This is a genomic window from Nannocystis sp. RBIL2, from assembly GCF_026626745.1.
Classification (GTDB): Bacteria; Myxococcota_A; Polyangia; order Nannocystales; family Nannocystaceae; genus Nannocystis.
Genome location: NZ_JAPNJW010000002.1, coordinates 5,038,998 through 5,050,614, shown reverse-complemented (window position 1 = coordinate 5,050,614; position 11,617 = coordinate 5,038,998). Strand labels below are relative to the sequence as shown.

Sequence of the window (11,617 nt, the reverse complement as noted above, 5' to 3'; positions counted from 1 at the left end):
TCGGGACAGGGGGAAGCGGGGAAAGTGGGGGGACTGAAAGTGCGGGGACTGAAGATTTTTGGCGGCGCCCGCCGAATATGGATTGACCTTGGATCTCGGGTCATGCAAAAAGCTAAGACGATGTCTAGGTTCGAGACGACCTTCCGCAATGCCGTCGCGAATGCCGAGCGCGACGTGATGATCGAACAGATCCGTTCTAATCCCCAGATGAGCCTCGCTGAGCTCGGCAAGCTCGCGACTGGCGAGCTCGGCTCGCTGCTCAAGGGGATCACGATCGGTGAGCTCCTGGGTCAGGGTGGCGGCGCAGCGGCCCCCGCCAGCCCGCGCGGCCGTGGCGCCGGGAAGCCGGTCAAGGTCCCGCAGGCGCTGGCCAAGGCCCCCGAGAAGGCCGGCCGCAAGGGCCGTGGCGCTGCCGCGCCCGCCAAGGAGGCGCCCGCGCCGGCTGCCAAGCGTGGCGGCGGCTCCAAGTCGGTCGTCGACACCCGCACCCCCGCGGGCCGTGACGCCTACGACCAGGGCATGCTGAGCGCCCTCAAGACCGCCCCGGGGCCGCAGGCCGCGCCGGACCTGTCGGCCGTGGTCGGCGGCACCCCGCTGCAGGTCCGCACTGCCCTCGCTCGCCTCATCGAGCGCGGCCTCGTGTCGTGGACCGGCCAGGCGCGCGGCACTCGTTACACTGCCGTCTGAGGAATGGCCGGCCGGCGCCAGCCCTCGCCTCGTCATCCGCGAGGTCGCCGGGGCTGCGCCGGGTCCGCCATTGCTGTTCCGTAAGTCGTCCGGGCCATCGGTCGTCCGGCGGGTCCCGTGTTTGTCCGCGCGAATCCAACTTCGCGGACCATGCGGTAGATTCGCCGGCGATGTCTGACTGTCCCGCGTTCGGTCACGCCGCTGCCCCACGGCCCGGTCGGCCCTCGCCGTCACAATCGTGATAGGCACCCGGCCATGCCTGCCGTGCCGCCTCGCGAGTTCCCTGCGACCTCGAGCCCCGATCCCCGCGTTTCGGGCCTCCTCGTCGACACGATCAAGACCCTCGCCATCGACGCCGTGCAGAAGGCGAACTCGGGCCACCCGGGGATGCCGATGGGCGCGGCCGTGATGGCCTCGGTGCTATGGACGCGATTCCTCGTCCACGACCCCGAGCACCCGCGTTGGCCCGACCGCGATCGTTTCGTGCTGAGCGCCGGCCACGGGTCGATGCTGCTGTACGCGTTGTTGCACCTCACCGGCTATGATCTACCGCTCGACGAGCTGAAACAGTTTCGTCAGTGGGGCAGCAAGACCCCGGGCCATCCCGAGTACGGACATACCGTCGGGGTCGAGGTGACCACCGGTCCTCTCGGCACTGGATTCGCGGCCGCTGTCGGCATGGCGCTGGCGGAGCGCTTCCTCGCCGCCACGTACAACCGGCCGGGGCACGACATCGTCGATCACTTCACCTACGGGATCTGCAGCGACGGCGACCTGATGGAGGGGATCGCCTCGGAGGCCGCGAGCCTGGCCGGACACCTCGGTCTCGGCAAGCTCGTGTTCCTGTATGACGATAACAAGATCTCGATCGACGGTTCGACCGACCTCGCGTTCACCGAGGACGTCCTGGCCCGCTTCGCCGCTTACGGCTGGCACGTGCAGCGAGTCGACGGCGCCGACGCGGCCCAGGTCGAGGCGGCGCTGGTGCTCGCCCGCGCCGAGACCACGCGGCCGAGCCTTGTCGCCTGCCGCACCGTGATCGCCGCCGGCAGCCCCAACAAGGCTGGCACCCACGGGGCCCACGGCGCGCCGCTGGGCGACGCCGAGATCGTGGCGACCAAGAAGGCGATGGGCTGGCCCGAAGACCAGTCGTTCCGCGTGCCCGACGAGGTCCGTGCGGCGCTGGCCGAGCAGCGGCGCGGGCTCGGCGAGCAGCGCAAGGCCTGGGAGGCCAAGTTCGCCGCCTACCGCAAGGCCCACCCCGAGCTGGCCAAGCAGTTCGAGGCGCTGCAGAGCGACGCGGTCCCCGAGGAGGTCCTGAGTGCGATCCCGAGCTTCGAGCCGGGCTCGGCGGTGGCCACCCGCAAGGCCGGGCAGAAGATCCTCGAGGCGCTGGTGAAGGCCCACCCGACCCTGATCGGCGGCTCCGCCGACCTCGCCGGCTCGAACGGCGTCGAGCTCAAGCTGCCGGCGCAGAGCAAGACCCGCCCCGACGGGCGCGTGCTGCACTTCGGCGTGCGCGAGCACGGCATGGCCGGCGTCTGCAACGGCCTCGCGCTGCACGGCGGCGTGCGGGCCTACGGCGCGACCTTCCTGGTGTTCTCCGACTTCATGCGCGGGGCGCTGCGGCTGTCGTCGCTGATGAAGGCGCCGGTGGTCTACATCTTCAGCCACGACAGCTTCTGGGTCGGCGAGGACGGCCCGACCCACCAGCCCATCGAGCAGCTGATGAGCCTGCGGCTGATCCCCGACCTGTACGTCGTGCGGCCGGCGGACGCGCGCGAGACGGCGGCGGCGTGGCGGCTGGCGCTGCAGCGCGGGCACGCCGACGGCGCCACGGTGATCCTGCTGACGCGCCAGGACCTGCCGATCATGGCCGAGACGCGCGAGCAGATCGGCGAAGGCGCCTACGTGCTGTGGCAGCCCGAGGGCCCGCTCGACGGCATCCTGGTGGCGACCGGCTCCGAGGTCGCGACTGCGCTGGCCGCGGCCAAGACGCTCCACGCGGACCACGGAAAGCGCGTGCGGGTGGTCTCGATGCCGTGCTGGGAGGCCTTCCTCGCCCAGCCGAAGGCCTATCAGGACAGCGTCCTACCGCCCGAGATCTCGCGCCGCCTGTCGGTGGAGGCGGGCACCACGTTCGGGTGGGACCGGTTCGCGGCCCACCAGCACGGCCTCGACCACTACGGCGCCAGCGCCCCGGGCAAGCTGCTCGCCGAGCGGTTCGGCTTCACGCCCGGGGCGGTGGTGAAGCACTGGCTGGAGCTCCCCTAGGCGCTCGCGGCGCGCAGGGCGGGTGCGGACGATCACGCCCCGCCGGGCAGCCTCAAGCGGCCAAGCGGGGCACCTTGTGGCATGCTCCGCGCGCTCAAAAGCACCCACAGGGGTTGTCTTTCGGGCTCCAGGGCAAAACTTCAACCCCCCCGCCGAGGGCCATCCAGGTCCGAGGATCGAGGGGTTGAGCAGCACAACAGGCTCGGAGGGCCGGCGGCGGACTCGCTCCGCATCCCATTTGCCGGGACGCCCGGACCCCCGACACCTGCACTCGTCATCGGCAAGGTCAGCAGAGCACTACCATGGAACTCGCAAAGGTCCGAAACATCGGGATCTCCGCGCACATCGACTCCGGCAAGACGACGCTCTCGGAGCGCATCCTGTTCTACTCGGGGAAGATCCACAAGATCGAGGAGGTCAAGGGCAAGTCAGGCGTCGGCGCGACGATGGACTCGATGGACCTCGAGCGCGAGAAGGGCATCACGATCCAGTCGGCTGCCACCTTCCTCGAGTGGAAGGACCACTTCCTCAACCTGATCGACACCCCCGGACACGTCGACTTCACGATCGAGGTCGAGCGCGCCCTCAGCGTCCTCGACGGCGCGATCCTCGTGCTGTGCTCGGTCGCCGGCGTGCAGTCGCAGTCGATCACCGTCGACCGGCAGATGAAGCGCTACAACGTGCCGCGGCTGGCGTTCATCAACAAGATGGACCGCTCCGGCGCCGACCCGTTCAAGGTCACCCGTCAGCTCCGCGAGAAGCTGCGTCACAACGCCCACCTCGTCACCTACCCGATCGGCGCCGAGGACCAGTTCGAGGGCGTCGTCGACCTGCTCACCCGTGACGCGCTGTACTTCGACGGCGACAACGGCGAGAACATCCGCCGCGAGCCGTGCCCCGAGCACCTCAAGGAGGCGGTCGAGGAGTACCGCCTCAAGCTGGTCGAGGCGCTCGGCGACTTCGACGACTCGATCATGGAGCGCTTCCTCGAGGGCGACGGCGCCAACGTCACCGCCGAGGAGATCGTGCCGGTGCTGCGCAAGGCGACCCTGTCGCTCAACTTCACCGCGGTGTTCTGCGGCTCGGCCTACAAGAACAAGGCCGTGCAGCACCTGCTCGACGGCGTGGTCAAGTACCTGCCGGCGCCCGACGAGGTGAAGAACGTCGCCTACCAGATCGCCAACGACGGCAAGGAGACCGAGGTCATCCTCAAGAGCGACGAGGCCTCGCCGCTGTGCGCCCTCGCGTTCAAGCTCGAAGAGGGCAAGTACGGTCAGCTGACCTACATCCGCATCTACCAGGGCCACGTCAAGAAGGGCGACACGATCTTCAACACCCGCACGGGCAAGAAGAACAAGGTCGGTCGCCTCGTGCGCATGCACGCCGACGAGATGGTCGACATCGAGGAGGTCGGCGCGGGTCACATCGCGGCGTTCTTCGGCATCGACTGCGCCTCGGGCGACACCTTCACCGGCTCCGACGTCGTCTACTCGATGCGCTCGATGTTCGTGCCGGCGCCGGTCATCAGCTACGCCGTCACCCCGACCAAGAAGGACGGGCTCGCCAACTTCTCGAAGGCGCTCAACCGCTTCTCGAAGGAGGACCCGACCTTCCGCGTCCACCGCGACGAGGAGTCGGGCGAGACCATCATCCAGGGCATGGGTGAGCTGCACCTCGACATCTACATCGAGCGCATGAAGCGCGAGTACCAGGTCGAGACCACCGTCGGCGAGCCGCAGGTCGCCTACCGCGAGACCATCACGTCCGAGGTGCCCTTCACGTACATCCACAAGAAGCAGACCGGCGGCTCCGGTCAGTACGCGAAGATCGGCGGCGTGATGCGCCCGCTGCCCGAGGACGCGCCGGACAAGACCTACCGCTTCGTCGACAACGTCGTCGGCGGCAAGATCCCGCGTGAGTACATCCCGTCGTGCGACAACGGCTTCAAGCAGTCGCTCGACCGCGGCGTGCTCATCGGCTTCCCCGTCGTCGGCGTCGAGATGGAGGTCAACGACGGTGCGGCCCACGCGGTCGACTCGAGCGACATGGCGTTCCAGATCGCCGCCCGCGCGGCCTTCAAGGAGACCATGCCCAAGGCCGGTCCGCAGGTGCTCGAGCCGATCATGAAGGTCGCCGTCGAGACGCCCGAGGAGTTCCAGGGCGGCATCCAGGGCGGCCTGGTCCGTCGCCGCGGCAACATCATCAACTCGGAGTCGAGCATGGGCATCAGCGTCATCGAGGCCCACGTCCCGCTGGCGACGATGTTCGGCTACTCGACCGAGCTGCGCAGCATGTCGCAGGGCAAGGCCGAGTACACGATGGAGTTCGAGCGCTACGAGGCGGTCCCCCGCCAGGTGCAGGACGACCTCATCAAGAAGTACGCCGGCAACAAGAAGGGCTGAGCCCGGGCGGACCAGAAGTCCGCACATTCGAGGGCGGTGCGAGCGATCGCGCCGCCCTCGGCGCTTTCTGCGGTGCCATCAAAGACCGCCACGCAGCTCGGTGCGAGTCACCCCGGGCTGCGATTGGCCGCCCCGGTCGAACGCGTGACCTGTCCTAACGACCAGCCTGGACCAGGGCTCGCTCGAGCGCGTGGCGGCGCTGGAGGGCGGCGCGGTCGCCGGGGCGGGCGAGCAGGCGGGGCAGCAGGTCGCGGGCGCGGGCGAGGGCGTCGGGCTGGCCGTCGCGGAGGTACGAGCCGAGCAGCTTCTCCTCGAGCAGGGCGATCTGGGCCGGCTCGGTGACGAGGTTCTGGGCCAGCGCCTCCTCGAGGTCGCCCTGCAGCTCGCGCTCCCGCGGGACCCGCTGGCTCTCGAGCGCGCGGGCCAGCAGCAGGTGGCTGTGGACCTCGTGCGGCGCGAGCATGCGGAGCAGGCGGGCATAGTGGAGCGCCAGCGAGGGGTTGTCGAGCGCGAGGGCCAGGCGGACTTGCATGTGCAACACCGGCGGCTCGCGGCCGTCGACCTGGCTGCGCGCGGCCGCGAGGATCGCCGCGTACGCCGGGGCCTCGGCGATCAGCGACTCCATCACCACCGTCCACGGCGCCAGCTCCTTCGGCATCAGCGGCGCCAGCTCCTCGGCGTTGGGGTAGCGGCCCAGCAGGTAGCGCGTCAGGTCGAGGTCGGGCGGGTGGCGCATGGTCGCCAGAGTCCGCGCCAGCGAGCTCGCAGACTCGGCCGCGTCGCCCAGCTCGCGCGCGGCGTGGGCCCGCCGCAGCCACGCGTCGGAGTTGGCCGGCTGCAGCTCGCTGGCCACGGTCGCCCGCGCCCGCGCCTGCGCCCAGTCCTCGATCTCGAGCGCGCGCTGGGCCAGCAGGATGTGCAACGAGGCGTCGAGCGGGCGCATCCTCTGAGCTGCCTCGGGGGACATGTCCCCGGAGACAACCGCGGCGTCGCCGGCGGTGCGGTTCTGCCAGGTGTAGGGCTGGGCCCACAGCGCCAGGGCGGCGGCGCCGGCCAGGCTGAGGCCGCCGACGAGGATGGCCGGGCGGGCCGGGGCGCGGAAGAAGCCGCGGCGCTCCGACAGCGCGCCGGCCAGGGCGCACAGCGGCGCGGCGACGCCGAGGAACTCGAGGTTGAAGTCGGCGAGGTTGTGGATCGCCAGGGCCAGCGGGCCGCACAGGGCGACGCGGCGGGCGCTGACGTGGCGGCCGCTGCCGGTGCTGTAGACGGCGGCGATCCACCACCACAGGAGGCCCAGCGCGACCAGGCCGCCGCCGAGCGGGCCCCACTCGATCAGCATCGCCGCCGGGGCCGACTCGAGGTGGGTGTGGACCACGCCGAGCGGGCGCGAATCGACGGCGGGGAACAGGTCGAGGAAGGCGCCGCGGCCCACGCCGAGCGCCGGCGACAGGTCGATCAGCGCCACCGCGTCGGAGGCGATGCGGAACTTGGTCTCGGCCTCGTTGACGCGCCACAGCGTCGACAGCTCGGCCCACGCGCCCTGGCGCGCGACCACCAGCGCGAGCAGCCCGAGCCCGGCCGCCAGGGCCCCGCGCTGCAGCCACAGCCGGCCCTGCGGGTCGCGCGACTTGGACCTGCCCGCAGGGACAGGTCCGTTGCGCCAGGCGAGCATCAGCGCCACGGGGGCGACCACCGCGAGGGCGACGATCGCCGCCCGCGACAGCGACAGCAGCAGCGCCGCGCCCTGGATCGCCAGGGCCCCGAGGGCCGCCAGCCGGCGCTCGCGCAGGCGGCCGACCAGGACCGCGTCGGTGGTCGTGCGGCCCTGCAGCCGCATGTGGACCGCCAGCGCGCCGGCGCTGAAGATCCCGAGCAGGAACAGGCCGGCCTGGTGGTTGGCGTTGACGAAAGTCGTCAGCAGCGCCGGGGTGATCGTCGGGTCGACCTGCAGCGGCTGATAGAGGCCGTAGATCGCCTCGACGCCGAAGGCCGCCTGGGCGAGGCCGATCAGCGCCACCAGCGAGCCGGCCAGCGCGACCAGGCCGGCGCTGACGCGCCACGACAGCTGCGCGGCGCCGACGAACAGGCCGGTCAGCGCGAGCAGGCGCGCGGCCTCCAGCGCGCTGTCCCCGGGGACAGGTGAGAGGCCCGGCCACGCCGTCGCGCCGCTGCCGGTCAGCGCCGCGGCCACCCGCGCAGTGAGGCCGGGCGCCACCAGCTCGCGCACGAACAGCGGCAGCGGCATCCACTGCAGCAGCGTCAGGCCGGCGGCGAACAGGCCGATGAACGCGCCGGAGGGCACGCGCAGCGGCTGCTCGCTGCGCGTACACAGGCGGATCCACAGCGCCAGCACCACCGCGCAGAAGCCGGGCACCACGATCGACGGCACCCCGCCGAGCCACAGGGCCGGGCCCGCGATCGCCAGGCCGAGCAAGATCCGCGACCACGGCGGCTGGGACGGCCGGTCGCGCGCGATCGAGCTGACCGCGGCCTCGGGCTCGAGGCCGCGAACCACCACGGTCGGGATCTTGGGAGGGGACATCGGCGAAGGCCGCGACGGGGGAGCGGGCGCGATAGGGGGGTTCGCAGGAACGCGCGTCAGGTCGAGTCGGCGGAGGTCCGGCGCACGTGACAAGGATACTAGCCCGAGCGGCACCCGGCCTGCCGGGCTGCTTGGGACCTGCTGCTGTGGGTCGAACGAACGGCCCCCGCGGGTCGGTGGCCGTGTCCTCGCCGCAGAGATCTACCCCACAGTCCTCGCCGGCATTTCGCCCGCGAGGGGCCCGCCCGCTCGGCATCGGCCCGTGCGGCCCCGCCACCGGGAGCCAACGGGCGGTCCCGACCCTCGCCGTCTTCGTCGCACACCGACGTACCGTCGGCGACGTCGCCAGCGAGCAGCAGTCACCCCGATCGATGCGCATCTCATGATTATGTCCATGAGGACATGTTCATGAAGGCATGTACAAAAGAGCAGCCATGGACATGACCGCCGAGTGAGGGGCGCATCCCGAGCCGTCGCGCGGTGACCTCGGCAGACGCGCGGCCCCAGCTCGCGGCCCCGCAGCCCCGCGGCGCGAGCAGGACCGCGCCTTGTTCGCCCCGGACGCGGTTGATAGCTTGCCGGCATGACATCCTCGCCCGTGATCGGCCCGCGTCGCGGCCTCGTGCTGTGTGGCCTCATCCTCGTCGGTGGCGCGGCCTGTCCTGCGAGCGGGACCACGACCACGGAGGCGAGCGGCAGCGAGACCGCGGGCACCGGCGACACGACCACCCACGGCGCGACGACGACGACGGGGACCACGGCGCTGCCGACCACCAGCGTCGAGCCGACCGACGGCGTCGTCACCACCACCGGCCCGACGCCCGACCTCGGCGGTGCGACCTCGGAGACCGGCAATACCGGCGACGACAGCACCACCGGCGCGGCTCTGTGCCCGCCGCCGCTGGAGCAGCCGCCGGGGAGCTGGACGTCGCAGATCGTCCCGGTCGAGGGCGACGCGCTGACCTACGTCGCCGACGACCAGGGCAACCGGATCGCCGACTTCAGCTGGGCCGGCTATCACCGCGGCGAGGCGCCGATACCCGACGTGCCGGTGGTGCTCGACATCGGCCCGGTCGCCGGGGACAACACGGCGCACTTGCAGCAGGCGATCGACGAGCTCGGGGCGCTGCCGTTCGGGGTCGACGGGCTGCGCGGCGCGGTGCTGCTGGCCCCGGGGGAGTACGAGATCCACGGCACGGTGCGGCTGCAGCACAGCGGGGTGGTGCTGCGCGGCGCCGGCGACGGCGACGATCCGGCCAGCAGCACGATCTTGCGGGCGATCGGCGACGAGCCGCACCAGCGGACGGTGCTGGTGGTGGGCAGCGGGGCCAACGACAAGTGGCAGGCCGAGCTGGCGGGCACGCGCAGCGACATCGTCAGCGAGCTGGTGCCGGTCGGCGGGCGGACCTTGGAGGTCGCAGATCCGTCGCTCTACGCCGTCGGCGATCACGTGGTGATCGTGCACCCCTGCACCGACGCGTGGCTGGCGGCGGTCGACCACGGCGGGACCGGCGACGACGGGCCGTGGACGGTCGATTCGCAGCCGCTGGTGTTCAAGCGGCAGATCCTGGCGATCGACGGGGCGACGCTGACGATCGACGCGCCGGTGTTCAACCACCTCGACCGCGCGCTGTCGCAGTCCTACGTGTACAAGGCCGACCGCGAGGGGCTGGTGACCGAGGTCGGGGTCGAGGACCTGCGCATCGACATCGACACGCTCGGCGGCGACGACGAAGACCACGCGTGGTCGGCGATCGCCCTGCGCGGGGTCGAGGACGCGTGGGTGCGCCGGTTCACCGCGCTGCACTTCGGCTTCGCCGCGGTCACGGTGCAGACGGGTGTGCAGGTCACGGTCGCCGACGCACACGCGCTCGACCCGGTGGCGCAGATCACGGGCGAGCGCATGTACAACTTCGACGTCAGCAACGCCCAGCAGGTGCTGTTCACCGACTGTCACGCGACCAACGGGCGCCATCACTTCGTGTCCAACGGGACGTCGTACACCTCGGGCGTGGTGTTCCACCGCTCGACGTCGACCGGGCCCAACGCGTCGAGCGAGGGCCACCGCCGGTGGAGCATGGGGCTGCTCTACGACAACGTGGTCGAGGCGGCGCCGGCCAAGGACGGGCTCGTGGTGCTGGGCCTGTACAACCGCGGCGACTACGGCACCGGCCACGGCTGGTCGTCGGTGCATTCGGTGGCCTGGAACTACGCCAGCGGCGACGGCGTCGCGGTCATCCAGCGCCCGCCCACGGCCCAGAACTACGCGATCGGCGGCTCGGGCACGTTCTCGGGCGAAAAGCCGCCGGCGCCGTTCGACCAGCCCGCCGGCTACATCGAGGGCAGCAATCAGGCGGGGCTGGTGCCCGAGTCGCTGTACGAGCGCCAGCTCGCCGAGCGCCTGTGCGGGCGGTGAGCCCCGGCCACACAGGACATTCGCGTTCAGCAGGCCTCGCGCACGTACCCGGGCGAGCCCGGGGCGACCAGGTCGAGGTCGCGCAGCACGATCGACATCTGCGGGTACTGCTCGCAGCCGGTCGTGAAGTCGGCCTCGACGTACTCGATCATCAGCACCGCGTCGCCGTAGGCGCCCATGTAATCGCCGCACTCCTCGTAGGTGTTGCACTCCTCGGCGACCGCGAAGTCGGTGCCCATCTCTTCCTTGCGATCGAGCAGCTCGGTCGAGTTCTTCTGCGCGATCGCCAGGTTCTCCGCGTGCGCTGCGGCCGACAGCAGCGCCATGTAGGCGACTGCGTCGTCCTGGGTCAGCAGTTTCTTCGAGCGCGAGTAGGAGTCGAGGTTGTCGATCTCGATCGCGTCGAAGCCGTCGGCCCCGCAGGCGGCGATCCATCCGCCGACGATCTCGGCCAGCGCGGCCCGCTTCTCCGGCGTGCTGGTGTCGAGCAGCATCTCGTCCCAGTCCTGGTCGATCACCGGGTTGCCCATGCCGTCGCGCAGCACCAGGTCGGGGTGGTCGTCGAGCCAGAAGTCCTCCTCGTCGGGCTGGACCTGGAAGCCGTTGACGTAGCAGATGTTGTAGAGGCCGGGCGCCGGCGCGGCGTTGCGGTCGCGCGAGACGATCGTGACGCCCATCGGCGGGTCGTAGGATTCGCCGAGCTGGTAGTCGAACTCGCCGTCGGGCGGCGGGAGCTCGACCTCGGCGACGCCGGTGGTGCCGTCGGTGGTCTCGCTGGTCGGGCCCGTGCTGGTGCCGGGATCGTCGGTCGTGCCGGTGACGGTCTGGCCGGTCGGGTCGACCGTGGTGCTCGCGGTCGCCCCGGTCGGGTTGTCGGTGGTGCCGGAGGTAGGGACGCCGGTCGAGGTGTCGGTGCCCTCGGTGGTGGCGTCGGCGGCAGTGCCCGGCTCGGTGGTGGCGTCGGTGTCGGTGGCAGGAGCGCCGGAGCTGTCGTCGGAGCCCGAGCCGGTGCAGGCCCCGAAGAGCAGCGCCGACAATGACCACACCTGAGAACGTCTCGTCATGGCGCGACGGTAGCACGAGGGCGCCCGGCGAAAGCGCGCGCGGCAGGGCCCGCGCCCCGCGCAGACGCTCCGGCGCGGGGCGGGCGACCGCGTGGATCTCCCGGCCTTCGCGGTGGATGTGATATGTCCGAAGAGACATATGACTACAGCATGGAGGTCGCGCGACCCCGGCCGCCGACCCGCGGGCGCCGGCGCGCCGGCCGGAGTGAACTGCGAAGAGCAGGACGCATCG

6 protein-coding genes are annotated in these 11,617 nt (G+C 71.2%); 4 read left to right on the top strand and 2 right to left on the bottom strand.

What is annotated here, in order from left to right; translation table 11 throughout:
• Positions 1-207: 207 nt before the first annotated feature.
• The 3 genes from OV090_RS44935 (at position 208) to fusA (ending at position 5,363) form a co-directional block, all read left to right on the top strand.
• Entirely contained in the window at positions 208-687 is a 480-nt protein-coding gene (locus tag OV090_RS44935) for a hypothetical protein (protein WP_267711131.1), read from the top strand.
• 255 nt (positions 688-942) lie between these two features.
• Positions 943-2,961, top strand: coding sequence for a transketolase (gene tkt / locus OV090_RS44930; protein ID WP_267711130.1), 2,019 nt, complete (start codon positions 943-945; stop codon positions 2,959-2,961).
• A 302-nt stretch (positions 2,962-3,263) separates the two neighbouring features.
• Entirely contained in the window at positions 3,264-5,363 is a 2,100-nt protein-coding gene (fusA, locus tag OV090_RS44925) for an elongation factor G (RefSeq protein ID WP_267711129.1), read from the top strand.
• A 154-nt stretch (positions 5,364-5,517) separates the two neighbouring features.
• Here the strand turns inward: fusA and OV090_RS44920 are convergent, their stop codons facing one another.
• Complete coding sequence (locus OV090_RS44920) at positions 5,518-7,905, bottom strand: hypothetical protein (RefSeq protein ID WP_267711128.1); 2,388 nt, start codon at positions 7,903-7,905, stop codon at positions 5,518-5,520.
• 583 nt (positions 7,906-8,488) lie between these two features.
• Here OV090_RS44920 and OV090_RS44915 point away from each other — a divergent pair.
• Positions 8,489-10,321: a hypothetical protein gene (locus OV090_RS44915; RefSeq protein WP_267711127.1), complete on the top strand. Its 1,833-nt coding sequence runs from the start codon at positions 8,489-8,491 to the stop codon at positions 10,319-10,321.
• 26 nt (positions 10,322-10,347) lie between these two features.
• Here OV090_RS44915 and OV090_RS44910 read toward each other — a convergent pair whose 3' ends face one another.
• Positions 10,348-11,385, bottom strand: coding sequence for an endo alpha-1,4 polygalactosaminidase (locus OV090_RS44910; protein WP_267711126.1), 1,038 nt, complete (start codon positions 11,383-11,385; stop codon positions 10,348-10,350).
• Positions 11,386-11,617 lie beyond the last annotated feature (232 nt).